This is a genomic window from Agromyces sp. NPDC058484 (assembly GCF_042720415.1).
In the GTDB taxonomy this organism is placed as follows: Bacteria; Actinomycetota; Actinomycetes; order Actinomycetales; family Microbacteriaceae; genus Agromyces.
Genome location: NZ_JBHXMP010000003.1, coordinates 165,686 through 191,832, shown reverse-complemented (window position 1 = coordinate 191,832; position 26,147 = coordinate 165,686). Strand labels below are relative to the sequence as shown.

General features: G+C 71.6%; 20 protein-coding genes. 16 read left to right on the top strand and 4 right to left on the bottom strand.

Features of this window, described 5'->3' with window-relative positions:
* The first annotated feature begins 158 nt into the window (after positions 1-158).
* The 8 genes from ACFWN7_RS04425 to ACFWN7_RS04390 all read left to right on the top strand — a co-directional run bounded on the left by ACFWN7_RS04425 (position 159) and on the right by ACFWN7_RS04390 (position 9,514).
* On the top strand, positions 159-1,283 hold the full coding sequence (locus ACFWN7_RS04425) for a GuaB3 family IMP dehydrogenase-related protein (RefSeq protein WP_376937515.1): 1,125 nt from the start codon (positions 159-161) through the stop codon (positions 1,281-1,283).
* Between the two features lie 139 nt (positions 1,284-1,422).
* Positions 1,423-3,135 (top strand): glycerol-3-phosphate dehydrogenase/oxidase, encoded by a 1,713-nt coding sequence (locus ACFWN7_RS04420; RefSeq protein WP_376937514.1) that lies wholly within the window; start codon positions 1,423-1,425, stop codon positions 3,133-3,135.
* Between the two features lie 95 nt (positions 3,136-3,230).
* A complete protein-coding gene (locus tag ACFWN7_RS04415) occupies positions 3,231-4,070 on the top strand; it encodes an SURF1 family protein (protein WP_376937513.1) in 840 nt (279 codons plus the stop codon).
* 332 nt (positions 4,071-4,402) lie between these two features.
* Complete coding sequence (locus ACFWN7_RS04410; RefSeq protein ID WP_376937512.1) at positions 4,403-5,359, top strand: S1C family serine protease; 957 nt, start codon at positions 4,403-4,405, stop codon at positions 5,357-5,359.
* Between the two features lie 9 nt (positions 5,360-5,368).
* Positions 5,369-5,875 carry a DUF3817 domain-containing protein gene (locus ACFWN7_RS04405; protein ID WP_376937511.1) on the top strand — a complete coding sequence of 169 codons (507 nt, stop codon included), beginning with the start codon at positions 5,369-5,371 and terminating at the stop codon, positions 5,873-5,875.
* Positions 5,872-7,455 carry a glutamine-hydrolyzing GMP synthase gene (gene guaA / locus ACFWN7_RS04400; protein ID WP_376937510.1) on the top strand — a complete coding sequence of 528 codons (1,584 nt, stop codon included), beginning with the start codon at positions 5,872-5,874 and terminating at the stop codon, positions 7,453-7,455. The genes ACFWN7_RS04405 and guaA overlap by 4 nt, the downstream gene beginning before the upstream one ends.
* 308 nt (positions 7,456-7,763) lie before the next feature.
* Positions 7,764-8,192, top strand: a complete 429-nt coding sequence (locus ACFWN7_RS04395) for a YciI family protein (RefSeq protein WP_376937509.1) — start codon at positions 7,764-7,766, stop codon at positions 8,190-8,192.
* Positions 8,193-8,212: 20 nt separating this feature from the next.
* Entirely contained in the window at positions 8,213-9,514 is a 1,302-nt protein-coding gene (locus ACFWN7_RS04390; protein ID WP_376937508.1) for an RNA polymerase sigma factor, read from the top strand.
* A 130-nt stretch (positions 9,515-9,644) separates the two neighbouring features.
* Here ACFWN7_RS04390 and ACFWN7_RS04385 read toward each other — a convergent pair whose 3' ends face one another.
* Positions 9,645-10,460, bottom strand: a complete 816-nt coding sequence (locus ACFWN7_RS04385) for a Bax inhibitor-1/YccA family protein (protein WP_376937507.1) — start codon at positions 10,458-10,460, stop codon at positions 9,645-9,647.
* Between the two features lie 158 nt (positions 10,461-10,618).
* Between ACFWN7_RS04385 and ACFWN7_RS04380 the strand changes: the two genes are divergently transcribed.
* Positions 10,619-11,728, top strand: coding sequence for a glycerophosphodiester phosphodiesterase family protein (locus ACFWN7_RS04380; RefSeq protein WP_376937506.1), 1,110 nt, complete (start codon positions 10,619-10,621; stop codon positions 11,726-11,728).
* A 404-nt stretch (positions 11,729-12,132) separates the two neighbouring features.
* On the opposite strand, the gene ACFWN7_RS04375 is transcribed toward ACFWN7_RS04380, so the two are convergent.
* Positions 12,133-13,023, bottom strand: a complete 891-nt coding sequence (locus ACFWN7_RS04375; RefSeq protein ID WP_376937505.1) for a DUF559 domain-containing protein — start codon at positions 13,021-13,023, stop codon at positions 12,133-12,135.
* A 507-nt stretch (positions 13,024-13,530) separates the two neighbouring features.
* On the opposite strand from ACFWN7_RS04375, the gene ACFWN7_RS04370 reads away from it, so the two are divergent.
* Together ACFWN7_RS04370 and ACFWN7_RS04365 are read left to right on the top strand one after the other, a co-directional pair.
* Positions 13,531-16,068, top strand: coding sequence for an ATP-dependent helicase (locus ACFWN7_RS04370; protein ID WP_376937504.1), 2,538 nt, complete (start codon positions 13,531-13,533; stop codon positions 16,066-16,068).
* 22 nt (positions 16,069-16,090) lie between these two features.
* Positions 16,091-16,633 (top strand): NUDIX domain-containing protein, encoded by a 543-nt coding sequence (locus ACFWN7_RS04365; RefSeq protein ID WP_376937503.1) that lies wholly within the window; start codon positions 16,091-16,093, stop codon positions 16,631-16,633.
* 117 nt (positions 16,634-16,750) lie between these two features.
* Here ACFWN7_RS04365 and ACFWN7_RS04360 read toward each other — a convergent pair whose 3' ends face one another.
* A complete protein-coding gene (locus ACFWN7_RS04360; protein WP_376937502.1) occupies positions 16,751-19,327 on the bottom strand; it encodes a hypothetical protein in 2,577 nt (858 codons plus the stop codon).
* Between the two features lie 114 nt (positions 19,328-19,441).
* Positions 19,442-20,266 (bottom strand): DUF72 domain-containing protein, encoded by an 825-nt coding sequence (locus ACFWN7_RS04355; protein WP_376937501.1) that lies wholly within the window; start codon positions 20,264-20,266, stop codon positions 19,442-19,444.
* Between the two features lie 180 nt (positions 20,267-20,446).
* Between ACFWN7_RS04355 and sucC the strand changes: the two genes are divergently transcribed.
* The 5 genes from sucC (at position 20,447) to ACFWN7_RS04330 (ending at position 26,118) form a co-directional block, all read left to right on the top strand.
* Complete coding sequence (sucC, locus tag ACFWN7_RS04350) at positions 20,447-21,613, top strand: ADP-forming succinate--CoA ligase subunit beta (protein ID WP_376937500.1); 1,167 nt, start codon at positions 20,447-20,449, stop codon at positions 21,611-21,613.
* A gap of 17 nt (positions 21,614-21,630) precedes the next feature.
* On the top strand, positions 21,631-22,533 hold the full coding sequence (sucD, locus tag ACFWN7_RS04345) for a succinate--CoA ligase subunit alpha (protein WP_376937499.1): 903 nt from the start codon (positions 21,631-21,633) through the stop codon (positions 22,531-22,533).
* A gap of 86 nt (positions 22,534-22,619) precedes the next feature.
* Positions 22,620-23,186: a hypothetical protein gene (locus tag ACFWN7_RS04340; RefSeq protein WP_376937498.1), complete on the top strand. Its 567-nt coding sequence runs from the start codon at positions 22,620-22,622 to the stop codon at positions 23,184-23,186.
* A gap of 55 nt (positions 23,187-23,241) precedes the next feature.
* Entirely contained in the window at positions 23,242-24,684 is a 1,443-nt protein-coding gene (locus ACFWN7_RS04335) for a hypothetical protein (protein ID WP_376937497.1), read from the top strand.
* A gap of 30 nt (positions 24,685-24,714) precedes the next feature.
* The gene (locus ACFWN7_RS04330; protein ID WP_376937495.1) at positions 24,715-26,118 is read left to right on the top strand and encodes a DUF6350 family protein; all 1,404 of its coding nucleotides are present in this window, start codon (positions 24,715-24,717) and stop codon (positions 26,116-26,118) included.
* Positions 26,119-26,147: the final 29 nt, after the last annotated feature.

The window sequence follows — 26,147 nt, the reverse complement described above, 5'->3', positions numbered from 1 at the left end:
AGCACTCGATGTGCCAGCCGGGCCGGGCCGCGCCCCCCCCCCGCGCCCCCCCGGGCCCGGGCGTGGGGGCGGGGGGGCGCCCGCCCGGGCCGCCCCCCCCCCCCCCCCCACCGCTCGATGGGCGGCTGGCCGGGAAGCGCGTTCGATAGGGTTGGACGGTGACCCAGGAGATCGAGATCGGCCGCTCCAAGCGAGGCCGCCGCGTCTACGCGTTCGACGACATCGCGATCGTGCCGAGCCGGCGCACCCGCGATCCCGAAGACGTCTCGGTCGGCTGGTCGATCGACGCCTACCAGTTCGACATCCCCTTCATCGCGGCGCCGATGGACTCGGTCGTCTCTCCGCGCACGGCGATCATGATGGGCCGCCTCGGCGGTCTCGGCGTGCTCGACCTCGAGGGCCTCTGGACCCGCTACGAAGACCCCGAGCCCGTGCTCGCCGAGATCTGCAACCTCACCCCCGAGAAGGCGACGGCCCGGATGCAGCAGCTCTACGCCGAGCCGATCAAGCCCGACCTCGTCACCGAGCGCCTCGCCGAGATCCGCGCGGCGGGCGTCACCGTCGCGGGCGCACTCTCGCCGCAGCGCACGCAGGAGCTCTACGCGACCGTCGTGGCGGCGGGCGTCGACCTGTTCGTCATCCGCGGCACCACGGTCTCGGCCGAGCACGTCTCGAAGAATCAGGAGCCGCTGAACCTCAAGAAGTTCATCTACGAGCTCGACGTGCCGGTGATCGTCGGCGGCGCCGCCACCTACACTGCGGCCCTGCACCTCATGCGCACGGGGGCGGCGGGCGTGCTCGTCGGCTTCGGCGGCGGTGCGGCGTCGACCACGCGCGCGACGCTCGGCATCCACGCGCCGATGGCCACGGCGGTGGCGGATGTCGCGGGCGCGCGCCGCGACTACCTCGACGAGTCGGGCGGCCGCTACGTGCACGTCATCGCCGACGGCGGCGTCGGCAAGTCGGGCGACATCGTGAAGGCCATCGCGTGCGGCGCCGATGCCGTGATGCTCGGTGCGGCGCTCGCAAGGGCCACGGACGCCCCCGGCTGCGGCTACCACTGGGGCCCCGAGGCGCACCACGTGAAGCTCCCGCGCGGCCAGCGCGTGCAGGTCGGCCAGGTCGCTTCGCTCGAAGAGGTGCTGTACGGCCCGGCGCCCGCCGCCGACGGCACCGCGAACCTCGTCGGCGCGCTTCGCCGTTCGATGGCGACGACGGGCTACTCCGACCTGAAGGAGTTCCAGCGGGTCGAGATCGTCGCCGCGCCGTACCAGGGTGCATAGCGGGCCGGCGCTACTCGATCGCCGACCGCTCGGGTAGCGTGGAGACCGATCGCGCGGCCCCGCCGTGAGGCCGCGGGGACGGGGTGCGACGATGGCGACACAAAGGCCGGCGACACAGACTGTGACGACCCGGCGGTCGGTGACTCGTTCGACGAAGCTCGGGCCCGAGGAGCGGGCGGCGGCGATCGCCCGCCTGAAGGAGAAGGAGCTCGACATCCTCGTCGTCGGCGGCGGCATCGTCGGCACGGGTGCGGCGCTCGACGCGGTCACCCGCGGACTCTCCACCGGCCTGCTCGAGGCCCGAGACTGGGCGTCGGGCACGTCGAGCCGTTCGTCGAAGCTCGTGCACGGCGGCATCCGATACCTCGAACAGCTCGACTTCAGGCTGGTGCGCGAGGCCCTCATCGAGCGCGGCCTGCTGCTGCAGCGCATCGCGCCGCACCTCGTGAAGCCCGTGCGGTTCCTCTACCCCCTGAAGCAGCGGTTCTTCGAGCGTGTCTACATCGGCGCCGGCATGCTGCTCTACGACATCTTCAGCTACACCGGCGGTCGGCCACCCGGGGTCCCGCACCACCGGCACCTGTCGAAGCGGCAGGTGCGCCGGGCCATCCCGTCGCTGGCGCCGAACGCCCTCATCGGCGGCCTCACGTACTACGACGCACAGGTCGACGACGCGCGCTACGTGGCATCCCTCGCCCGCACGGCGTCGTTCTACGGGGCGCACGTCGCGAGCCGGGTGAAGGTCGAGGGCTTCATCAAGGTCGGTGAGCGGGTCGTCGGCGTGAAGGCGCACGACCTGCAGAACGACGAGCACTTCGAGATCCGCGCGAAGCAGGTCGTGAACGCGACCGGCGTGTGGACCGACGACACGCAGCGGATGGTGGGCGAGCGTGGCACGTTCAAGGTGCGCGCGTCGAAGGGCATCCACCTCGTGGTGCCGCGCGACCGCATCCAGTCGGCGATGGGCATGATCTTCCGCACCGAGAAGAGCGTGCTCTTCGTGATCCCGTGGGGCAGGCACTGGATCATCGGCACGACCGACACCGACTGGAACCTCGACAAGGCGCATCCGGCCGCGACGGCCGCCGACATCGACTACCTGCTCGAGCACGTGAACGCCCTGCTCACCGTGCCGCTCACGCGTGAAGACGTCGAGGGCGTCTTCGCAGGGCTCCGGCCGCTGCTCGCCGGTGAGAGCGACCAGACCTCGAAGCTCTCGCGCGAGCACATCGTCGCGCACACCGTGCCGGGCCTCGTCGTCGTGGCGGGCGGCAAGTGGACCACGTACCGGGTGATGGCGACGGACGCGATCGACGCGGCCGCCGACGCGCTTGACGGTCGCGTGCCGCCCTCGACCACGCAGGACATCCCGCTGCTCGGTGCGGAGGGCTACCAGGCGGCGTGGAACAAGCGCGGCAAGATCGCCCGGGCCTTCGGCGTGCACAAGGTGCGCATCGAGCACCTGCTGAACCGGTACGGCACGATGACCGACGAGCTCCTCGACCTGATCCGGTCGGATGCCGCACTCGGCGAACCGCTCCCGGGCGCCGACGACTACCTCGGCGCCGAGGTCGTCTATGCGGCATCCCACGAGGGCGCCCTGCACCTCGACGACGTGCTCGCCCGCCGCACCCGCATCTCGATCGAGGCGTGGGACCGAGGGGTGTCGGCCGCGCCGGTCGCGGCGAAGCTCATGGCGGGTGTGCTGGGCTGGGACGAGGCGCGCGAGGCCCTCGAGGTCGAGCGCTACCTGCAGCGCGTCGCCGCAGAACGCGCGTCGCAGGAGCAGCCCGACGACGAGTCCGCCGACCGGGTGCGCCTCGCGGCGCCCGACATCGTGACCGTCGACTGACGGGGATCGCTCGGGCGGACTGGGCTCTGATCCCGCGCGGATAGACTGGAGCGCGACGCACTCGAGACCGGGAGTCCGCGCGCCCTATGCTCCACATGATGTTGCGCCCGCGCTGGGTGCTCGCGCTCGTCGCCGCCCTCGGCATCGCCGCGGCGTTCGCGCTGCTCGGCCAGTGGCAGCTCGAACGCGCGGTCGAGCAGGCCGCCGTGGTCGAGCGCCCGACCGAGCAGGTGCGGCCGCTCGCCGATGTCGCACAGCCCGACGGCTACACCGAGCAGGCGGCCACCGGACAGCGCGTCGAGGTCGCCGGCACGTTCGTGCCCGGCGACACGGTGGTCGTCGAGGGCCGGCTCAACGACGGCGCATCGGGCTACTGGGTCGTCGCCCACCTCGAGGTGACGGATGCCGCACGCGGCGGCCTGCCCGTCGCCCTCGGCTGGGCGGCCGACGACGACGCCGCGCACGACGCCGCCGAGCGCTTCGACGCGGGAGTCGGCGCCGGCGGGGGAGCGGCATCGACGGTCGTCGGACGCTTCCTGCCGAGCGAGGCGCCGATCGTGCCCGACGACGACGCCGACCCGTTCGCGATGCAGACCGTCGCCGTCGCCCAGCTCATCAACGTGTGGGCCGACTACGACGACCGGCCCGTCTACTTCGGGTACGTGACGGCCGCCGACCCCGCCGCCGGGCTCGAGGCGATCGCCTCACCGCCGCCCGAGACATCCGTGGAGCTGAACTGGCTCAACGTGTTCTACGCGGTCGAGTGGGTCGTGTTCGCCGGGTTCGCGGTGTTCCTCTGGTACCGGCTCGTGCGCGACGCCGTCGAGCGGGAGCGCGACGAGGCCGAGGCCGAGGCCGAGGCGGCGGCCGATCAGGGGGCGGCAGATGCCACGGGCCCGACGTCGCCGGATGCCGCGGGCACGTCGTCGCACTGAGTCTCGACACTGCTCCACTGCCACCCGTTCCCGGCCGTGGCGCGACCGCGATCGCGGGCGGCTGCTCCCCTCGAACACCGAGGGTCGAGTCCCGGGTTCGTGCGGGTCCACCCGCAGAATGCCGTGACTCGGGAGCGGGGTGATGCGCGTGCTGCGTCATTCCGCGGGGAGGCTTCCTGCGAGTTCCGGATTTGTGCGGCTCTTCTCGCAGAAACCCGGGAATCGCGCGCGCCGCGGTTGCGTCGCTCCACGCGACGGGCGCGTCGCTCCACGCGACGGGCGCGTCGCTCCGCGCGACGGGCGTCATTCCGCCTGCGGCGAACCGCGGACGCATGGCCGCCCGGTGGGGTGATGATGTGCGTGTGGCCACCGAAGATCCGCTCGACGCCTACTCGAGAGTCGTCACCACGGTCGCACGCACGGTGCTTCCGAGCGTCGCGAGCCTCGCGGTGCGGTCCGCGCGGGGTGCCGGTGCGGGAAGCGCGAGCGTCATCAGCGACGACGGCGTGCTGCTCACGAGCGCCCATGTCGTCGTCGGGGTGAACTCGGCCGAGGCGACGTTCGGCGACGGCACGTCGGTCGCGGTCGACGTGGTCGGTCGCGACGTGCTCTCCGACCTCGCGGTGCTGCGCGCACGCGGGCCGGTTCCGGCGCCCGTGCCGCTCGGCGACGCGGCGGCGCTCCAGGTGGGGCAGCTCGTCGTGGCCCTCGGCAACCCGCTCGGCCTGGCGGGCAGCGTGACCGCCGGCATCGTCTCGAACCTCGGCCGTTCGCTGCCGACCGCGAGCGGCCGCGTGATCGACGAGGTCATCCAGACGGATGCCGCGCTCAACCCGGGCAACTCGGGCGGCGTCCTGGCCGACGGCAGCGGGCGCATGGTCGGCGTGAACACCGCCGTCGCCGGCATCGGGCTCGGCCTCGCCGTGCCCATCAACCGGGCGACCCGCGACATCATCACGACCCTCATGCGCAACGGCCGGGTGCGCCGCGCGTGGCTCGGCATCGTGGGCGCGCAGGTGCAGCTCGCGCCGGCGCTCGCCGCCCGCATCGGCTCGCCGACCGGCCTCCAGGTGGCGGGCGTCGCAGCCGACAGTCCGGCCGAGCTCGCCGGCATCCGGCGCGGCGACATCGTCGTCTCGCTCGACCGCCGGAAGATCGTGACCTCGACCTCGATCCAGAAGCTCATGGTCGAGAACGCGATCGACCGACAGGTCGAGATGACGCTCTGGCGCAACGGGGCGCTCGTCGACGTCTTCGTCGTGCCCAGGGAACTCGTCGACGCGCCGTAGACTGTCGGCATGCCCCTCGAGCCGAAACTCGCCGATCTGCCGCGCATTCGCGGGGCGCTCCGCTTCTACCAGGTGGCCTCGGTCATCACCGGCGTGCTGCTGCTCGCGCTCTGCGCCGAGATGCTGATGAAGTACGCCTTCGGGCTCGAACTCGAACTCGGCGGGCCGCAGGGGTTCCTCGCCTTCGTTCCGGGCGACACGGTCACGGCTGTGAACCTCTCGACCGGCATCCTCATGGTGCACGGCTGGTTCTACGTGGTCTACCTCTTCAGCGATTTCCGGCTGTGGAGCCTCATGCGGTGGCCGTTCTCGCGGTTCATCCTCATCGCCCTCGGCGGCGTCATCCCGTTCCTCTCGTTCATCCTCGAGGTGCGCGTCGCGCGCGAGGTGCGTGCGTACCTCGCTCGGCGCCCTTCGACGAGCTCAGGGACCGGTTCGACCCCGCTCGCTGAGCCTGTCGAAGCGCGCCCTTCGACGAGCTCAGGGACCCCCGACACCGTGGAGGCGCAGCAGTGACCGACCAGCCCACCGAGCAGCGACCCGTGCTCGTCGTCGACTTCGGCGCGCAGTACGCGCAGCTCATCGCGCGGCGCGTGCGCGAGGCATCCGTCTACTCCGAGATCGTGCCGCACACGATCACGGCCGCAGAGGTCGCCGCGAAGAATCCCGTGGGCATCGTGCTCTCGGGCGGGCCGTCGTCGGTCTACGAAGCGGGCGCGCCGGCGCTCGACGAGGGCATCCTGCGGCTCGGGGTGCCGACGCTCGGCATCTGTTACGGCTTCCAGGTGATGGCGCAGCAGCTCGGCGGCGAGGTCGCGCACACCGGCCACCGCGAATACGGCTCGACCGCCGTCACGGCACGCACCGACGACGACAACGCGCTGCTGGGTGGGCAGCCCGTCGCGCAGACGGTGTGGATGAGCCACGGCGACTCGGTCGCGGTCGCGCCCGAGGGCTTCGAGGTGCTGGCATCGACGGCGACGACACCGGTCGCCGCCTTCGCGAACGACGAGCAGGGCTTCTACGGCGTGCAGTGGCATCCCGAGGTGAAGCACTCCGAGTTCGGGCAGCGGGTGATCGAGAACTTCCTGCACCGTGCCGCCGGCATCCCCGCCGACTGGAACTCGGGCAACGTCATCGCCGAGCAGGTCGCCCGCATCCGCGCGCAGGTCGGGTCGGGGCGGGTCATCGCGGGCCTGTCGGGCGGGGTCGACTCGGCCGTGGCCGCCGCGATCGTGCACGAGGCCGTCGGCGACCAGCTCGTGTGCGTCTTCGTCGACCACGGGCTGCTGCGCCAAGACGAGCGCCGTCAGGTCGAGGAGGACTACGTCGCGGCCACCGGCATCCGGCTCGTCACGGTCGACGCGGTCGACACGTTCCTCGACGCGCTCGCCGGGGTGACCGACCCCGAGGAGAAGCGCAAGATCATCGGCCGCGAATTCATCCGCGCGTTCGAGCGGGCCGAGCGCGACCTCGTCGCCGAGGCCGAGGCCGACGGCGAGCCGATCCGCTTCCTCGTACAAGGCACGCTCTACCCCGACGTGGTCGAGTCGGGCGGCGGCGCGGGCACCGCGAACATCAAGAGCCACCACAACGTGGGCGGCCTGCCCGAAGACCTGCAGTTCGAGCTCGTCGAGCCGCTGCGCACGCTCTTCAAGGACGAGGTGCGCGCCATCGGCCGCGAGCTCGGGCTGCCCGAGGCGATCGTGGGGCGGCAGCCGTTCCCGGGGCCGGGCCTCGGCATCCGCATCGTGGGCGAGGTGACGCGCGACCGGCTCGAGGTGCTGCGCGAGGCCGACGCGATCGCGCGCGCCGAGCTCACGGCCGCCGGCCTCGACCAAGAGATCTGGCAGTGTCCGGTGGTGCTCCTCGCCGATGTGCGCTCGGTGGGCGTGCAGGGAGACGGCCGGACTTACGGCCACCCGATCGTGCTGCGACCCGTCTCGAGCGAAGACGCGATGACCGCCGACTGGACGCGCCTGCCGTACGACGTGCTCGCGCGCATCTCGAACCGCATCACGAATGAGGTGCGCGAGGTCAACCGGGTCGTGCTCGACGTCACGTCGAAGCCGCCGGGCACCATCGAGTGGGAGTGACGACGGCGCCCTCCTCGCTGCCGTGAAGCGCCGGCGCCTTGCCCGCGGTGCCGACTCCGGGCCGCGGCGCCAGTTCGATGACAGGCGGACCCTCGCACCACCGGGAGTGCGACCCTCGCATCGAGCGTGCACGTGCCGCCCTCGTTGGGGCGCTGGGTGCACTCTCGATGAGGGACGACGGTGATCATCTGGGGGGCGGCGGCACGAGGCATCCGAAATTCGCTTCACGCACGTGTCGATCTGCGCATTGCCCGTTCGACGCCATGAGTGAGAGGGTCGAAGCGGCCCCGCGAACGAAGGAGAGCACCGTGAAGTACATGCTGATCATGCGCGCGAACGACGAGGGTGTGAAGGCCTTCGAGGACATGCCGTTCGAGCAGGTCATCGAGGCGATGGGCAGGTACAACGAGTCGATGATGAAGGCGGGCGTGCTGCTCACCGGCGAGGGCCTCACCGACGCCGCCGAGGGCTTCGTCGTCGACTTCGCGAGCGAGACGCCGCTCGTGACCGACGGCCCCTACGGCGAGACGAAGGAGCTGTTCAACGGCTTCTGGATCCTCGAGGTCTCGTCGAAGGAGGAGGCCGCCGAGTGGGCGAAGCGCGCTCCGCTCGGGGCAGGTGCGTTCCTCGAGGTGCGCCGTGTCACCGAGCTGGAGGACTTCCCGGCCGACAACGAGTGGGTCCAGAAGGAGGCCGGCTGGCGCGAGCAGCAGGCCGAGCGGGCATCGAAGGCCTGAATCGTCGGAAGGCCTGAGCGATGACGGATGCCCCGACGGCGCGTCGGGCGGACGGCACCGAGTCCGCCCGGCGCGCCGTCGAGGCCGTGTGGCGCATCGAGTCGGCGCGCATCGTCGCCACGCTCACACGCGCGGTCGGCGACTTCGGGCTCGCAGAGGACCTCGCCCAGGAGGCGCTCGTCGATGCGCTCGCGCAGTGGCCCGAGTCGGGCGTTCCGAGAAACCCCGGGGCGTGGCTCACGACGGTCGCGAAGCGCAGGGCGATCGACGGCTGGCGCCGGCGGGAGCGGTACGACGAGCGGCTCGCCGCGATCACCCACGACCTCGAGCAGGAGCAGGCGGAGGCGACGGATGTCTCGGGCGCGCTGCCGTGGGATCCCGACCGCATCGACGACGACGTGCTCCGACTCGTGTTCGTCTCGTGCCATCCGGTGCTCTCACGAGAGGCGCGGGTGGCGCTGACCCTTCGCGTCGTCGGCGGCCTCTCGAGCGAGCAGATCGCCCGGGCGTTCCTCGTGCCGACCGCGACGGTGCAGCAGCGGATCGTGCGGGCGAAGAAGACGCTCGCGGCCGCGAAGGTGCCGTTCGAGGTGCCCGACCGGGCCGAGTTCGGTGAGCGGCTCGGCGGTGTGCTCGGGGTGCTGTACCTCGTGTTCAATGAGGGGCACACGGCGAGCTCGGGCGAGGACTGGATGCGGCCAGAGCTCGGCCGGGAGGCGATCCGGCTGGGCCGCGTGCTCGCCGAGCTGACGCCCTCAGAGCCCGAGGTGCACGGGTTGGTCGCGCTCATGGAGCTCACCGCGGCGCGGTTCCCCGCGCGGCTGGATGCGGCGGGCGACCCCGTGCTCCTGGCCGATCAGGACCGTGCGAGGTGGGATCGTGGGCGGATCTCTCGCGGACGTGCCGCGCTCGCGCGGGCCGACGCGGTCGGCCGTGGTCGCGGAGCATACGCCCTGCAGGCGGCGATCGCCGAGTGTCACGCCGTCGCGGCATCCGTCGATGAGACGGACTGGGACAGGATCGTGGTGCTCTACGAGGCCCTCGGCCGACTCGCGCCGTCACCGGTCGTGGAGCTGAACAGGGCGGCGGCGGTCGCGATGGCGACTGGCCCGGCGTCGGCGCTGCGGATCGTCGACGAGTTGGTCGCCGGCGGCAGGCTCGCCGGGTACCACCTGCTGCCGGCCACCCGCGGCGAGCTGCTGTTGCGACTCGGCCGGGCCGGCGAGGCCCGCGCCGAGTTCGCCGTCGCTGCGCGGCTGGCCGGCAACGACCGTGAGCGTGCCGCGCTCGAGGCGAAGGCAGCCGTGGACGGCGCTCCCTGAGCTCGTCGAAGGGAGCGTCGAGCGTGTCGGTTCCCTTCGGCGGGCTCAGGGAACGGCGAGTTCAGGGAACAGAGGCAACGCGGAACGGCCGCCCGAGGGCGGCCGTTCCGGTTGGTGAGTGCGAGCTTCGTCAGTCGCTCGACTGCGCGATGGCGAGCATCCGCAGGATCTCGAGATACAGCCAGATGACCGTGACCATGATGCCGAACACGCCGGTCCACTCGAACTTCTTCGGGGCGCGGTTGCGCACGCCCTGCTGGATGAAGTCGAAGTCGAGCACGAGCGAGTAGGCAGCCATGATGACGACGAAGATGCCGAGGATCACGCCGAGCGGGATGCCGAGGATCTCGACGCTGCCGCGGAGGCCCCACGGGTTGCCTCCGGCGCCGCCGAAGATCATGATCCCGAAGTTCACGAGCGAGAACACGAGGTAGCCGACCATCGCGATGAGGAAGATCTTCGTCGCCTTCTTCGACGCGCGGATCTTGCCCGACGCGAAGAGCGCGAGGGTGACGCCGACCACGACGAGCGTCGCGATGACGGCCTGCGCGACGATGCCGGGGTTGATCGCCTCGTACCACGCCGAGATGCCGCCGACGAAGACGCCCTGGACGCCCGCGTAGGCGAGCACGAGCGCCGGCGACGGCTGCTTCTTGAAGACGTTCACGAGGGCGAGCACGAAGCCCGCGATGCCGGCGCCGATCCAGAGGAACGGCAGCGACTCGGACGTGAGCCAGCCGATCGCCGCGCCGACGACGAGCAGGCCGAACGCGACCGCCGACTTCTGGATCGTCGTGTCGATCGCCATGACCTCGCGGTCGGGCAACGTCGCGGGCTGGTTGTACATCTCCTGCAGCTGCTGCGCCGACATGTCTTGCGCTGCGGCGACGGCTCCCTGCGACGAGAAGGCGGAGTTCCGCGAGAATGCGGGATTGTCGAGAGCCATGGGGTTTCCTCTGCTTTCGGCTGTCGTCGGTGCTGTGGACGGGCGACCGGATGCGGCATCCGTGCCATTCACCAATCTACCCGTCGTAGCGGGGATAACACCCGGAGTTCTTCGCGGATTCCCGCGTCCGCGTCGCGAGCGTGGCTACGCTGGGGCGCATGCTGCAGGACTCGGGCATGCTCCCGCTCGTGATCGGCCACCGCGGCGCGCCGGGGTACCGTCCCGAGCACACCCGCTCGGCGTACGAGCTGGCGTTCGCCCTCGGCGCCGATGCGGTCGAGCCCGACATCGTCGCCACGCGCGACGGCGTGCTCGTGCTGCGTCACGAGAACGAGATCTCGGGAACGACGGATGTCGCGACCCGCGCCGAGTTCGCCGCTCGGCGCACCACTCGCGAGGTCGACGGCAGACCGCTCATCGGGTGGTTCACCGAGGACTTCACGTGGGCCGAGCTCTCGACGCTGCGGGCCAGGGAGCGGCTGGGGACCCTGCGGCAGTCGAGTGCGAGCTTCGACGGCCGGTACCCGGTGCTGCGGCTGAGCGACCTGTTCGCCCTCATCGACACGGCCGCCGACGAGCAGCGCCGGATGCTGCGCATGGTCGCCGAGTTCAAGCACGCGACCCACTTCGCCGAGCTCGGGCTGCCGCTCGACGAACTCTTCGCGGCGGAGCTCGACGTGGCCGGGTGGGGTCGCGGCGACGATCGGCTCGTCATGGAGTCGTTCGAGCTCGACCTGCTCGATCGGCTCGGCGCCCGCGGCATCCGAGGGCCTCGCATCTTCCTCGTCGAGGCGAGCGGCGCGCCCTTCGATCTCGTTCGCGCTGAGGGGCGGCGCGCCTCTCGGTACGACGAGTTCGTCACCGAGGCGGGGCTGCTCGGACTCGCCGGGCGCGTCGACGGAGTGAGCGTCGGCAAGGCGCGGCTCGTCGGCGACACGGGGGTCGTTCGCGCAGCCGGTCGCATAGGCGATGCGGGGGCGGATGCCGCGGGCGGGCGCACCCGGTCGCGCACGCCGGCGAACGGCGGGCCGCTCGTGGGCGCAGACCTCGTGGATGCCGCGCACTCGGCCGGTCTGCGGGTGTACACGTGGACGCTGCGACCCGAGAACCGTTTCCTCGCGGCGCCCTTCCGTCGCGGCAAGGCGCGTGCCGCGTACGGCGACTGGTTCGGAGAGTTCGAACTCGTGATCGGCACCGGCGTCGACGGCATCTTCGTGGACCACCCCGATCTCGGGGTCGAGGCGCGGCGCGCGATCGCCGGCGCCTGACCGCGCCGCGCGTCCGGTGCCGGGGCGACGCAGCCGACACGCAACGGTGCACCCGTCGCGTACCCGCACACCCTCGTGGGCGAGGGCCCGCGTACCCGCACTCGCCGCATTCCCATGCATCCGCCGAGTCCCGGATTCGTGCGGGTTCACCCGCAGAAACGCGGGACTCGCGTGCAGGGGCGCCCGAGGGCCGCGTCTCGCGGCGTGCGCACTCACTTGCGAGTCCCGGATTTGTGCGGGCTCACCCGCAGAAACGCGGGACTCGCGTGCAGGGGCGCCCGAGTGCCGCGTCTCGCTGCGTGCGAAGTCTTTCGCGAATCCCGGATTCGTGCGGGTCCACCCGCAGAAGCGCGGGACTCGCGTGCGGTACCACCGAGCGGGCGGAACGGCCGGGCGGGTTCCGGTCAGGCGAGCCATCCGCGCGACCGAAGTGCCGTCGAGACCAGGTGGATCGCGGTGGGGTCGCTCATGTCCTTCCGGATCCGCACCACGAGCCATCCGGCCAGGGCGAGCGCGTTGAGCCGGTCGACGTCCCGGCCGAACTGCTCCGCGTCGAGTCGATGCTGCTCACCGTCGTACTCGACCACGACGCGGTACTCGACGTACACGACGTCACCGGGAGTGGAACTGCCGTCGAGCAGGCGGATCGGTGTGTTCAGCGCCGGCTCGGGAAGGCCTGCCCCGACCAGGAGTTCGCGCAGTCTCGACTCACGCGGCGATGCGGACCCGCCGCGCATGCGGCCGCGAGCCGCTCGCACGTTCTTCGCGCCGCGGCGGGAGCCGAATCGTGCGATTACGGCGTCGAGTTCCGCAGGCGAGCAGAGCGGGAGTGGCCATCCCAGCAGCCGATCGCCCGCCTCGACGAGCTCGTCGACCGCGAGAACACTGCCGAGTTGGCACCAGGCTTCGGCCGGCGCGAGCACGGACAGTCCGAGGTGCGGCCTGACGTCGGGTCGCCGTTGGGCGCGATGGCCGATCACCCCCGCTGTCTCCGCCTCCCGCTTCGCCGAGCTGACGTGAAGTCGCGTGTCCCGCTCGATCCGAGCGGGAACCGGCAGTTCCCAGAGCCGTGCGGCGGTGGCGTGGCTGAACCAGTGCTCGTGCGGCATGCGCGCGGCATACGCCAGGCACCGGTCGCGCAGGGATTCGGGGGCGGATGTCGCGCGCACCCCGCAGAACGGACGCACGAGGTCGGCTGCACGCAGTCGCGAGGGTCGGATGCCGCGTGCGGCGGCTTCGGCGATGTGGAACGGCGCGAGTCGGAAGTCGAGGGGGAGCGGGGCGCGGCGGGCCATGCGTCGACCGTGCCGCACCGCGTCGCACCGCCCGCCCGAAGTCGCCCGCCCGCGTGGATAGCGCCGCGAATCCCGGGAATGTGCAGGACGAGTCGCAGGTATCCGGGATTCGCGCGGGTGCTCGGGTGTCGGAGGGCATGCCCTCCATGTCGAGTCACGGGTTTCTGCGGGTGAAGTCGCAGAAACACGGGATTCGCGAAGGTGGGTGAAGCCGCAGAAACATGGGATTCGCGGAGGTGGGTGGCATCGCAGAAACACGGGATTCGCGAAGGTGGGTGGCGTCGCAGAAACACGGGATTCGCGGAGGTGGGTGGCATCGCAGAAAGACGGGATTCGCGGAGGTGGGTGGCATCGCAGAAACACGGGATTCGCGGAGGTGGGTGGCGTCGCAGAAACACGGGATTCGCGGAGGACGGTGGATGACGGGCGCGGGGGTGGGCACCACGGGGGCGTCCGGCCGGCGGCGTACGCGGCGGTGTCGGATGCCGCGCCTAGACTTGATGGGACATGACGCTGATCCTCGACCCCGACGACCCGGCCGGCTGGCGCGAGGCGCCTGCCGCGGCATCCGGAATCGGCACCGACGGCCCCGGCGCCACCGCCGCCGGCGACGGCGGCGCCGGCTCGCGCCTCACCGACGGACTCAACCCCGAGCAGCGCGAGGCCGTCGAGTTCCGCGGCCAGGCGCTGCTCATCGTCGCAGGCGCCGGTTCGGGCAAGACCCGCGTGCTCACGCACCGCATCGCGAGCCTCATCGAGAGCCGCGAGGCGTGGCCGAGCCAGATCCTCGCGATCACGTTCACGAACAAGGCGGCCGCCGAGATGCGCGAGCGCGTCGAAGGGCTGCTCGGCGAAGGGGCATCCGGAATGTGGATCTCCACGTTCCACTCCGCGTGCGTGCGCATCCTCCGCCGCGAGGCCGAGGCGATCGGGCTGTCGTCGACGTTCACCATCTACGACTCGGCCGACCAGCGCACCATCCTGAAGCGCATCATCAAGGAGCTCGATGCCGACACCCTCGGCTTCACGCCCGCGAGCGCGCAGGCGAAGATCTCCAAGCTGAAGAACGAGCTCGCCGACGTCGAGTCGTACGCGCGCAACGCGAACACGAACGACCCGCAAGAGGTCATGTTCCTCGAGATCTTCCGCCAGTACACGCGGCGACTGCGCGACGCGAGCGCTCTCGACTTCGACGACCTCATCAGCGAGACGGTCTACCTCTTCCGTGCGTTCCCGAAGGTCGCCTCGCTCTACCAGCGGCGGTTCCGGCACATCCTCGTCGACGAGTATCAAGACACGAACCACGCCCAGTACTCGCTCATCCGTGAGCTGACGCAGCCGGTGCCGGCCGAGCGCGTGGCCGAGATGGAGCAGCACGGGTTCAACACGAGAGCACTGACGGATGCCGCGGGCCGCATCCCCGGGGCGAGCCTCACCGTCGTCGGCGACTCCGACCAGTCGATCTATGCGTTCCGCGGTGCCGACATCCGCAACATCTCCGAGTTCGAGCGCGACTTCGCGGGTGCCAAGGTCGTGCTGCTCGAGCAGAACTACCGCTCCACCCAGAACATCCTGAGCGCGGCCAACGCCGTCATCGCGAACAACTTCGACCGCAAGGAGAAGAAGCTCTGGACGGCCGTCGGCGACGGTGACAAGATCACGGGCTTCACCGGGTACACCGCGCACGACGAGGCGCAGTTCGTCGCCGACGAGGTCGAGGCGCTGCACCGGAAGGGCGTCGCCTACCGCGAGATCGCCGTGTTCTATCGCACCAACGCGCAGACACGAGCGCTCGAGGAGATCTTCGTGCGCTCGGCGCTGCCCTACCGCGTCGTCGGCGGTACGAAGTTCTACGAGCGCGCCGAGATCAAGGACGCGATGGCGTATCTCATCGCGGTCGCGAATCCGCTCGATGAGCTCGCACTGCGGCGCATCCTCAACACGCCGAAGCGGGGAATCGGGCCCGCCACTGAGACCGCGATCGCGCAGTTCGCCGAGCAGAACCAGATGTCATTCCGGCAGGCGATGCGAGCGGCATCCGGCCTGGGCCTCGGGCCGAAGGTCACGAAGGCGATCACGGGGCTCGCCACGGTGCTCGACGAGGCGGCGGCCATGCTCGTGCCGATCTCGCCGGCATCGACGGCCGGCGAGGCGAGCTCCCCGTCGACGGGCTCAGCGACCGGCGCGGCGAAGGTCTCCGATGTACTCGTCTTCCTCGTCGAGCAGTCGGGCCTCATCGGTGCGCTGCGCAACAGCCGCGACCCGCAAGACGAGACCCGCGCCAAGAACGTCGAGGAGCTCGTGGCGCAGACCCGCGACTTCGATCGCGAGAACCCGGGCGCTACCCTCGTCGACTTCCTCACGCAGGTGTCGCTCGTCGCCGCCGCCGACGAGCTCGACGATGCATCGGGCACCGTCTCGCTCATGACGCTGCACACCGCGAAGGGCCTCGAGTACCACGCGGTCTTCCTCACCGGCATCGAGGAGGGTCTGCTGCCGCACCAGATGTCGGCCACCGAGCCGGGCGGGCCGGCCGAGGAGCGGCGGCTCTTCTATGTGGGCATCACGCGCGCGCGCAAGCGCCTGTACCTGTCGCTCGCGATGAGCCGGGCGCAGTTCGGCGAGGTTGCCGTGGCGATGCCGTCACGCTACTTGCAGGAGATCCCCGAGGGGCTGATCGACTGGCGCCAATCACCCGGAATGGCCACCAGCCGCGGCGGCACCCAGCCGCGCGCGCTCAACGCGCGCCGCGGGCACGGGCAGGGCGGCGGCGTATGGGGCACCCGCGACCGAGACCTCGAGCGGTTCAGCGTCACCCGTTCCGACAAGCCCAAGACCGAGTGGGCGAACCGGGTCACCGGCACGGTGCGCGACAACGGCGACCTCACCCTCGAGGCCGGCGACCGCATCCGGCACGTCGACTTCGGCGAGGGCAAGGTCACCCAGGTCACCGGCGAGGGCACGAAGCGCGTCGCGCACGTGAGCTTCGACACCTCGGGCGCGAAGAAGCTCCTGATCAAGGTCGCGCCGATCGAGAAGCTGTGACCTCGGCGAACGAGGTCCCGTCGTGAGCTGGCCCACGCGCACCCGCCGCACCGTGTACGAGAATCCGTGGATCAGGGTCACCGAAGACCAGGTGGTCCGGCCCGACGGCGGCGACGGCATCTACAGTGTGGTCGAACTGCGCAACGACGCGGTGTTCGTCGTCGCGCTGACCGACGACGACGAGGTCGTGCTGATCACGCTCGACCGGCACACGGTCGGCGAGTCAGTCGAGGTGCCAGCAGGCGGCTCCGACGGCGAAGACCCCCTCGTGGCCGCGCAGCGCGAGCTGCTCGAGGAGGCCGGCCTCGAGGCATCCACCTGGCGCGAGATCGGGCGGATGGAGGCGCTCAACGGCATCTGCCGGGCCGCCGAGGTCGTCTTCCTCGCGACGGGCCTCCGGGAATCTGCGCATCCCGGTCATTCACAGGCCGAGGAGGGCATCCGGCGCGTGCGCGCCGTGCCGTGGGCCGAGGTCATGCGGATGGTGCGGCACGGCGAGATCCGCGACGGCGAGACCGTGGCTGCGCTCATGCACGCCGCGCTCGCGCTCGGCCGCGTCGGCTGACGCTCCAGCCGGCGCACGGAGCCGGCGCGCGGAGCCGGCGCGCGGAGCCGGCGCGGGGAGCCGTCGCGCGGGGCCGTCGCGATGGTTCGCGCGGCCGCCCGGGAGTCGTTCGCCCCGCTACCCGGGCGGGGCGAGCCCGGCGAGCCGCAGCAGCTCGCGGTGGTACTGGTGCACCCGGTAGTACTCTCCATGCGTCCCGACCTCGCCCGTATAGCCGCTCGTGTCGATCTCGTCGGCCGCGCGGTCGACGGGATTTCCCGGCACGTTGGCGAAGGCGGCGAAACCGAGGAAATCGGTCAGCCGCCACAGGCTGATCCACTCGCGCGCCGGAACGCCCGAGCGGGCGGGCGCGGCGGATGTGCGCTCCCGGCCGGCCGCGGCATCCGCCCGCCATGGATCGGCGGCCCACAGCCGTGGTCGCTCGCACGCCGTCACTCCGAGCACGTGCGGGCCGAGCAGCTCGGGGAAGAACCGCCCGAAATAGGGTCGCACCTGCACCCCGAAGGTGAGGAGGGCGACCCGGTCGCGGAGCGCCTCCCAGCCGGGATGCGCGGCGAGCGAGAAGAGTGCGGACAGAGCGACGACGCCGCCCATGCTGTGCGCCACCAGCACGACCCGGGTCGGTGCCCCGGTCGTGCGGTCGGGCGGCTGCTGCAGCCACCACAGCACACGGCGCGACACCTCGGGCACGGCCCGCTCGGTGTAGCAGGGCGCGCCCAGCGGATGCCCGGCGCGGGGGAGGAAGCAGGCGAGATCCCAGACCACGGCGAGCGGGCGCGACCGCTGCGCCGGGCCGACACCCGACACCAGGGCGGCGATGACGAGCACGGTGATGACACCCCACACCCCCATCGCCACGTCGAGCCAGGGGAAGGCGGCCGTGACGATGCGATCCGCGAGGGTCTGCGTGTCGACGGGCGCGACCGGGTCGAGCAGCCGCGGGTAGGCGATCGTGAGCACGACCCCGCCGACGATCGCAACGGCCGCGACGATGACGAGCACGCCGACGATCGGCTCGGCGAGGTGCAGCCTGGCGGCGACGGCGCGCTTGCGCTCGCGGACGGGGCCGAGGAGGGTATCGAGCTCGGCGGATGTCCCGACCGCCATCGGTCCGCCGACGGTCTCGGCCGGAGGCGTCTCCGGGCGATCGGAGGCGGTCCAGGCACGGGCGCGAGCGTCGACGTTCCGCGGGCGGAGGAGGGCGCCGCCGATGACGAGGAGGCCGACGATGAGCGCGACCAGTGCCGCACCGCCGAACCACGGATGCAGCGCGGGCACGCTCAGCACCGGGTAGCTCGCGCCGGCGTCGTCGACGACGTCGGGTGGAACGACCGACCCGTCGCCGCGCGGGAGCAGTGCGCTGGCGCCGGCCCCGCCGTTCAGCCAGTTGCCGACGGCAACCGAGAGCAGGCCCGAGAGGAGCAGGCTGATCGCGAGCGCTGCCGTGAGGAAGACGGTCTGCCCGAGCCCGTGCCAGGCCTCGAAGCGGGCGCCGCGCGCGGGAAGCCGGAAGAACGCGCTCGCGAAGACGATCACGGTCGCGCCCGCGACGATGAGGACCAGCACGATGCCCGACACCGAGACGCCCGTGGCCACCCAGCGCTGCCCCTGCCACGCATCCCGACTCCCGAAGCCGACCACGATCAGCGCGATGACGTAGATCGCTGCGCTCGACGCGACGAGCACCGCCGGCCACCAGGCGAACCGGCTCGCCGCCTCGCGATCGAGGGGCATCCGTTCGAACGGCATCGTCCGGGTGGCGAAGGCGGTCACGATCGCCGCACCGACCACCGCACACGACGCGAGCGCCACAGGCCAGGCGGCGCCATCGCCGCCCACCGCCGCCTGGAACGACAGCATCGCCGCGACGAGCCCCACGCCGGCGGCCAGGTGGGCGAGGGCCAGCCGGTGCGTCGCGCCGGCGCTGTGCCAGAACCCGCGCCGGGAGAGCAGCGCCGGCGACGCGGGAGCGGCCGTGTCGCCGTCTCGGGCGGCGACGAAACGTTCCGCGACGTCGTAGCGGAGGCGCGAGATGCTCGACAGCAGCCACACGCCGACAAGCGCGACGATCGGGACAAACGACAGGAGGGCCATCCGGCGCCCCGGCGTCCAGCTCTCGAGCGATGCGAACGGCCGGGGGAGCACCGTGCACAGCAGCGTGTCGGTGCCGAAGCACTGCAGGGCCACGACGTCGATCGACAGGTTCGCCAGGGTCGCGACGAGGGCGAGGGTGAGCAGCACCCCGAAGACCCGGATCGCTCCCGCCCGGGCGCGGAGCCGCACGCGATCGGTGCCCGTCGGGAGCCGCCACGCCCAGGCAGCGGCGTTCGCGACGCTGAACGGCAGCAGGAAGGTCCAGCCGATGCGGGCGAGCACGCCGAGGATCGCGGATGCCGCTCCGCCCGGCTTGCCCGACGCCGCGACGCCGGGAGTCGTGCGCACCATGCCGCCCCAGGAGTACGCCTCCCGGGTGATTCCGCGCGGAACGTACCCGCGCGCACGGTTCGCTCCCGGCGCCGCGCGCCTGGCCTCGACCGAGTCGGCCGTCGGCCGCCAGAATCCGCCGAGCGCGTCCCCCGCGACCCGGCGCACCTCGTCGGCGGGCACGTCGAGCAGGTCGTGCGGGGCGGTGTTGTTGACTCCGTGGATGCGGAGTTCGAGCACCCGGTCGGCCTGCATCGCGTCGCTCGGCATCGTCGTCACCTGGCCACCGCGGGGGTGCTCATGCGTCTATGCAACCACCGCTCGGCCGCTGTGACCAGCACGGCGCCCCGGAGTCCTGAGAGACGAACCTGCGATCCGTGCGCGTCAGCGCGCGAGCCGCGCGATGAGCGCCATCGCGTCGTATGGGGCGCGCACCTTGACGTCGTTGTCGAAGTACACGAACGCGTCCCGACCGGCGGCCAGGTGCGCCCGCACCCAGGCCTCCCACCGGTCGAGGCCCTCGTCGTCGTAGCCCGACGTGTACAGCTCCCGGTCGCCGTGCAGCCTCGCGTATGCGAAGTCGGCGGTGGTCCAGTCGAGCCGCGGGTACTTCCCGGCGGTGTCCGCGGTGACGGATGCCACATGGTGGCCGTCGAGCAGCGACCGCCACGTTTCTGTGTCGAAGCTCGGATGCCGCACCTCGACAGCGTGACGGATGCCGTGATCGGGCGGGGCGGCGAGCGCGAATGCGGTGCGCCCCGACATCCGTCGATCGCGGTGCCGTGCGAGGGCCGCCGCCTCACCGTGCGTGCGCGGCAGCCGCGCGAGGAACGCGTCGAGCAGTCCCTCGTCGAACCCGAGATCCGGTGGCAGCTGCCAGAGCACGGGTCCGAGCTGGGCGCCGAGCGCGAGCACGCCCGACGCGAAGAAGTTCGCGAGCGGAGCCTCGATGTCGCCGAGCCGCTTGATGTGCGTGACGAAGCGCGGTCCCTTCACCGCGAACACGAAGTCGGCCCGCACCTCATCACGCCAGCGCACCCAGTTCGCGGGCTTCTGCAGCGCGTAGAACGAGCCGTTCACCTCGATCGAGGTGACATGCCTGGCCGCGAAGGCGAGCTCGTCGGCCTGGCGCACGCCCCGCGGATAGAACTCGCCGCGCCATGGCGGGTACACCCAGCCCGAGATTCCGATGTGGGCGGTCGCCGTCATCTCGCCAGTCTCGCAGCGGGTCGCGGGGCGTACCAGCGCCACGTCCCGGTTCGGAGCCCCCGCCCCGGGGGAGTACGATGGTCGTCGGTCCGCGTATCTCGATATCGAGAGACCCTCGGCCGGGCCGCACCCACCAGCCCCTGTGCGCGATCGCGCGTGCGGATCGATTGGAAGTAGAGCGTGGATCTTTACGAGTACCAGGCCAGAGACCTGTTCGAGAAGTACGGGGTGCCGGTGCTGCCCGGCATCGTCGCAGACACTCCCGAGGAGGTTCGCGCGGCGGCCGAGAAGCTCGGCGGCGTCGTCGTGGTGAAGGCCCAGGTGAAGACCGGCGGCCGCGGCAAGGCCGGCGGCGTCAAGGTCGCGAAGACCCCCGACGAGGCGGAGGCGGCGGCAGGCGCCATCCTCGGACTCGACATCAAGGGCCACGTCGTGAAGCGCGTCATGGTGGCGGGCGGCGCCCGCATCGCGCAGGAGTTCTACTTCTCGGTGCTCCTCGACCGCGCGAACCGCTCGTACCTCTCGCTCACGAGCGTCGAGGGCGGCATGGAGATCGAGCAGCTCGCGGTCGAGAAGCCCGAGGCGCTGGCCAGGGTCGAGGTCGACCCGATCGCCGGAATCACGCTCGAGAAGGCCCGCGAGATCGCCGTCGCCGCGAACTTCCCGGCCGACCTCGTCGACAACGTCGCCGACGTCTTCGTGAAGCTCTACGAGGTGTATGACAAGGAGGACGCGACCCTCGTCGAGGTCAACCCGCTCATCCTCTCGGAGGACGGCGAGGTCATCGCCCTCGACGGCAAGGTCACGCTCGACGAGAACGCGGAGTTCCGGCACGCGGGCCACGCGCTCCTCGAAGACAAGGCGGCGGCCGACCCGCTCGAGGCGGCCGCGAAGGAGCTCGACCTCAACTACGTGAAGCTCGACGGCGCGGTCGGCATCATCGGCAACGGCGCGGGCCTCGTGATGTCGACCCTCGACGTCGTGGCCTACGCCGGCGAGAGCCATGGCGGCGTGAAGCCCGCGAACTTCCTCGACATCGGCGGCGGCGCGTCGGCCGAGGTCATGGCGAACGGCCTCGGCATCATCCTCGGCGACGCGCAGGTCAAGAGCGTGTTCGTGAACGTCTTCGGCGGCATCACCGCATGCGACGAGGTCGCGAAGGGCATCGTCGGCGCCCTCGCCGAGCTCGGCTCCGCGGCGAACAAGCCGCTGGTCGTGCGTCTCGACGGCAACAACGTCGCCGAGGGCCGCCGCATCCTCCAGGAGGCCGCGCACCCGCTGGTGACGCTGGCCGAGAACATGGACCAGGGCGCCGACAAGGCCGCCGAACTGGCGAACGCCGCGTAAGCAAGGGACGCAGAGAAATGACGATCTTCCTCAACACGGACTCCAAGGTCATCGTCCAGGGCATCACCGGCGGCGAGGGCTCGAAGCACACGGCGCGCATGCTCGCGGCCGGCACCCAGGTGGTCGGCGGCGTGAACGCACGCAAGGCCGGCACCACGGTGCTGCACCGCGACAAGGACGGCAACCCCGTCGAACTGCCCGTGTTCGGCACGGTCGCCGAGGCGATCGAGCAGACGGGGGCGGATGTCTCCATCGCCTTCGTTCCCCCGGCGTTCACGAAGGGCGCCGTGGTCGAGGCCATCGACGCCGAGATCCCGCTGCTCGTGATCATCACCGAGGGCGTGCCCGTGCAGGACTCGGCCGAGTTCTGGTCGTACGCGAAGGAGAAGGGCGAGAAGACCCGCATCATCGGGCCGAACTGCCCCGGCATCATCAGCCCCGGCGAGTCGCTCGTCGGCATCACCCCGGCGAACATCACCGGCAAGGGCCCGATCGGCCTCGTCTCGAAGTCAGGCACCCTGACCTACCAGATGATGTACGAGCTGCGCGACCTCGGCTTCTCGACCGCGATCGGCATCGGCGGCGACCCCGTCATCGGCACCACGCACATCGACGCACTCGCCGCGTTCGAGGCCGACCCCGAGACGAAGGCGATCGTCATGATCGGCGAGATCGGCGGCGACGCCGAGGAGCGCGCGGCCGACTTCATCAAGGCCAACGTCACGAAGCCGGTCGTCGGCTACGTCGCCGGGTTCACCGCGCCCGAGGGCAAGACCATGGGCCACGCCGGCGCCATCGTGTCGGGCTCGGCCGGCACCGCGCAGGCGAAGAAGGAGGCCCTCGAGGCCGCGGGCGTGAAGGTCGGCAAGACGCCGAGCGAGACGGCGAACCTCCTCCGCGAGGTCTACGCCGCCCTCTGACGCCCCAGCATCACGTCACAGAGCCCCGCCGGCCATCGCCTGCGGGGCTCTGTCGCGCGCAGGCGAGTGCGTGAGAGGGTGACTCCATGAGGGAGTCGACACCGGATGCCGCGGGGGTGCCCGGCCGGCACGCGTCGTCACCCCGTCCGAAGCCGACCTTCGCACGTGAGCTCGTGCGAACCACGTTCGTCACCGAGGAGTCGGTGTACGGCGTCATCCTCGTCTCGGGCATGATCGTCGTGGCCAGCTTCGGCGGCGGCGGGGGTTCCTACGAGGTGTTCTGGAAGGTGATCGGCACGGTCATCGTGTTCTGGGCCGCCCATGTGTACGCGGGCACGGTCGCGCATCACGGACTCGACGACGACCGCGTCATCGGGTTGCGCGAGGCGTTCAGGGAATCCGTCCGACGCTCGCTCGGCCTGCTCGCGTCGGCCATGATCCCGTCGTTCATCCTGCTGCTCGGCGCGACCGACGCGATCGACGATGCGCTCGCCGTGTGGTGCGCGCTCTGGGCGGGCGTCGTCGTGCTCGCCGTGCTCGGCTGGGTCGCCTTCGCACGCCGAGGCGCCGCCTGGCCGATGCGGGCGGCCGGCGCGCTCGGCACCGCGGCGTTCGGCCTGGCGATGATCGCGCTCAAGGCGTTCATCCATTGAGGGTGATGCGCCACGGGCCGCGGTGCGGCTAGGTTCGTCCCAGAAGGGGGCGCTCATGTCGGGTGGGAACGAGGCCGAGCTCGAAGCGCGCATCGCCGCGCTCGAGGCCGAGAACGAGGAACTGCGCGCGAACGCCCGCGACGAAGGGGCGGCGACGAGGCCGCTGACGGATGCCGCGGCATCCGTCGACGCACGACCGCCGCGCCGGCGCTGGGGTCGTACTGCCGCGGCCATCGTGCTCGTCGTGCTCGGCGTGCTGCTCGCCCCGGTCGCGGTCGTCTCCGCCTGGGCGCGCCTCGAACTCGTGGACACCGAACGGTTCGTGGCGACGTTCGCCCCGCTGGCCGAGGATCCGGCGGTGCAGCGGTTCATCGCGTCGGAGGTCACCGGTGCGATCGAGCGGCAGGTGGACATCCCCGAGCTCACCAAGGACGTGTTCGACGGCATCCGTTCGCTCGACCTCCCCGAGAACGCGAAATCGGCGCTCAGCCTGCTCGAAGCGCCCGCCGCCGAGGGCCTGAAGTCGCTGCTCGAATCGACCGTCACCGGGATCGTCGAGTCGCCCACGTTCGCCGACACCTGGGCCACGGCCCTCCGGTTCACCCACCGGGAGTTCGTGGCGGCCGTGCAGGGCGATCCGGATTCCGCGGTGTCGATCAGCGGCACGGGCGAGCTGAGCGTGCAGCTCGGACCGGTGATCGAGGAGGTCAAGCGACTGCTCGCCGAGCAGGGGATCGGCTTCGCGGAAGCGATCCCCTCCGTGCAGCTCAGCATCGTCGTCGCCCAGGCCGACAGCCTCGTGCTGGTGCAGTCCCTCTACGCGCTCGCCGTCGGCGTCGGAACGTGGCTTCCGTGGGTGTCGATCGCCCTGCTCGTCGCCGGGGTGCTCGTGGCGCGGAATCGGTCGCGGGCGCTGCTGTGGACCGCGATTGCGTTCTCGGTGAGCATGATCGTGCTGGCGGCGGGGTTCGGCATCGGTCGCGTCTACGCCATCGCGACGCTCAGCCCGTCGATCATGCCGGCGGACACCGTCGGCGTCCTCTTCGACGAACTGACCGAGCTCATGAGGTCGGTCACGGTCACCCTGATCGTGCTCGGCGTGCTCATCGCGCTGATCGCGTGGAGCACGGGTCCGTGGCGACCCGCCGTCGCGATGCGCGGCTTCGCCGCCGCAGGCTTCGACGGCCTGCGGTCCGCCGCCGCGCGTCACGGACTCACGACCGGAGGGTTCGGCGAGCGGCTCGACCGGATGCGCGGCGCAGCGTATGCGGCGATCGCGGTGATCGCCGCCCTCGTCATCCTGTTCGTGCGTCCGCTGACGGTGTCCCTGGTGCTCTGGACCGTCGTGCTCGCCCTGCTCGCGCTGCTCGTGGTGCAGGTGCTTCGGCGTCCGCCGGGTTCGCCGGAACCGGCGCCACGGGTGGGTCGGACGCCCGCGACGGCGACGCCGGAGCCGGTGCTCGCGAGTCTGCCCGATCCTGCACGTCGCACCGACTGACGGCGCGGCGCCGGGCTAAGCTCGCGGGCGATGAGACGCACGACGATCGCCCTGCTGGCCGCCCTCGAGGCATCCGTCGCGGCGCTCATCGGACTCGGCGTCGTCGTCGTGCCGCTCATCCTGCTGTGGGCGCTCCACTTCGGGCTCGCGGTCGACATCACGGTGCTGCTCCGCGCGGCCGCCGACGTGTGGCTGCTCGGCCACGGCGTCGACCTGGTGGTGCAGCTCGACCCGGTCACCGCCGCCCGCACCGCACTGCCGGGGGCCGCGGACCCGTTCCCGATCACGATCGCCCTGCTCGGATTCGCCCTCGTCTCGGTGGCGTTCGGCCGCCGCATCGGCCGCCGCTCGGCGGCGGGCGGGCACTCGTTCTCCGGTGGGATCGCGGCGATCCTCGTCTACGCGGCCGTCGGCGCGGTGCTCGCCGTCGTCGCGGGCGTCGACGCCGCGCGCGCCGATCCGTGGCAGGCGGCCCTGCTGCCCGCGTTCACGATGGCCCTCGGCGTCGTGATCGGAGCGGCCGGCGAGGCGCTCCGTCGGGCGTCGTCGACGGATGCCGCGAGCGGCCTGGTGCGTCGCGCCCTCGTGTCCCTTCCACTCGTGCTCGTGGCAGGCCTCCGTGCGGCCGTGCGCGTCGGCGCCGGCGCCGCCTTCGGCGTGCTCGCGCTCGGCGGGGTGCTCGTCGCGGTGCTCATCGCCCTCGACTATGCGACGATCGCGGGCCTCTACCAGGCACTGGGTGCCGGCGTCGACGGCGGCATCGCGCTCACCGTGGCAGAGCTCGCGCTGTTGCCGAACCTGGTGATCTGGGCCGCGGCGTGGCTGCTCGGCCCCGGATTCGCGATCGGGTCGGGCACCCTCGTCTCGACGAGCGGCACCCTGCTCGGCCCCGTGCCGGGCATCCCGCTGCTCGGGGCGCTGCCGGCCGAGGCTCCGGCACTCGGCGCGCTCTGGCTCATCGCACCCGTGCTGCTCGGCTTCGTGGGCGCGTGGGTGGTCGCGGCGACGGGTCCTGCGGTCGAACGCGCGAAGGCGCGGACGCCTTGGTGGATGCCGCTCGCGGTCGGCTTCGGGGCTGCCGCCGCTGCAGCCCTGGTGCTCGGACTCCTCGCCTGGTGGTCGGGCGGCGCTGCGGGCCCGGGCCGGCTTGCCGATGTCGGTCCCGATCCGTGGCCGGTCGCGGGCGTCGCCGCCGCGACCGTCGGGCTCGGCGCGATCGTCGGCGGCTACGCGGCGCGGGCACGCTCCGGCCGCGAGGCCGGGCGGGGCTCCGTCGCGCTCCGCACCCGCGACGAGCGGGAGCCGCGCCCCGGGTCGATTCCCGCGCACGACGAGCGGGAGCCGCGCCCCGGGTCGATTCCCGCGCACGACGTGCCCGAGCGGGCGCACCGCGAGTTCGTGTGGGGGTCGAACGGCCGCCGCGACCTCGAGTAGCGGCATCCGGTCGCCCCATGCGGCATTTC

Bases quoted from the DNA above. Each gene is read 5' to 3' on its own strand.
- ACFWN7_RS04380 (WP_376937506.1), top strand. From the start codon at position 10,619: ATGCTGCAGGACTCGGGCATGCTCCCGCTCGTGATCGGCCACCGCGGC.
- ACFWN7_RS04375 (WP_376937505.1), bottom strand. From the start codon at position 13,023: ATGGCCCGCCGCGCCCCGCTCCCCCTCGACTTCCGACTCGCGCCGTTC.
- ACFWN7_RS04385 (WP_376937507.1), bottom strand. From the start codon at position 10,460: ATGGCTCTCGACAATCCCGCATTCTCGCGGAACTCCGCCTTCTCGTCG.
- ACFWN7_RS04340 (WP_376937498.1), top strand. From the start codon at position 22,620: ATGAGGGAGTCGACACCGGATGCCGCGGGGGTGCCCGGCCGGCACGCG.
- sucD (WP_376937499.1), top strand. From the start codon at position 21,631: ATGACGATCTTCCTCAACACGGACTCCAAGGTCATCGTCCAGGGCATC.
- ACFWN7_RS04360 (WP_376937502.1), bottom strand. From the start codon at position 19,327: ATGCCGAGCGACGCGATGCAGGCCGACCGGGTGCTCGAACTCCGCATC.
- ACFWN7_RS04405 (WP_376937511.1), top strand. From the start codon at position 5,369: ATGCCCCTCGAGCCGAAACTCGCCGATCTGCCGCGCATTCGCGGGGCG.
- ACFWN7_RS04335 (WP_376937497.1), top strand. From the start codon at position 23,242: ATGTCGGGTGGGAACGAGGCCGAGCTCGAAGCGCGCATCGCCGCGCTC.
- ACFWN7_RS04415 (WP_376937513.1), top strand. From the start codon at position 3,231: ATGATGTTGCGCCCGCGCTGGGTGCTCGCGCTCGTCGCCGCCCTCGGC.
- ACFWN7_RS04330 (WP_376937495.1), top strand. From the start codon at position 24,715: ATGAGACGCACGACGATCGCCCTGCTGGCCGCCCTCGAGGCATCCGTC.
- ACFWN7_RS04355 (WP_376937501.1), bottom strand. From the start codon at position 20,266: ATGACGGCGACCGCCCACATCGGAATCTCGGGCTGGGTGTACCCGCCA.
- ACFWN7_RS04410 (WP_376937512.1), top strand. From the start codon at position 4,403: ATGGCCGCCCGGTGGGGTGATGATGTGCGTGTGGCCACCGAAGATCCG.
- ACFWN7_RS04370 (WP_376937504.1), top strand. From the start codon at position 13,531: ATGACGCTGATCCTCGACCCCGACGACCCGGCCGGCTGGCGCGAGGCG.
- ACFWN7_RS04390 (WP_376937508.1), top strand. From the start codon at position 8,213: ATGACGGATGCCCCGACGGCGCGTCGGGCGGACGGCACCGAGTCCGCC.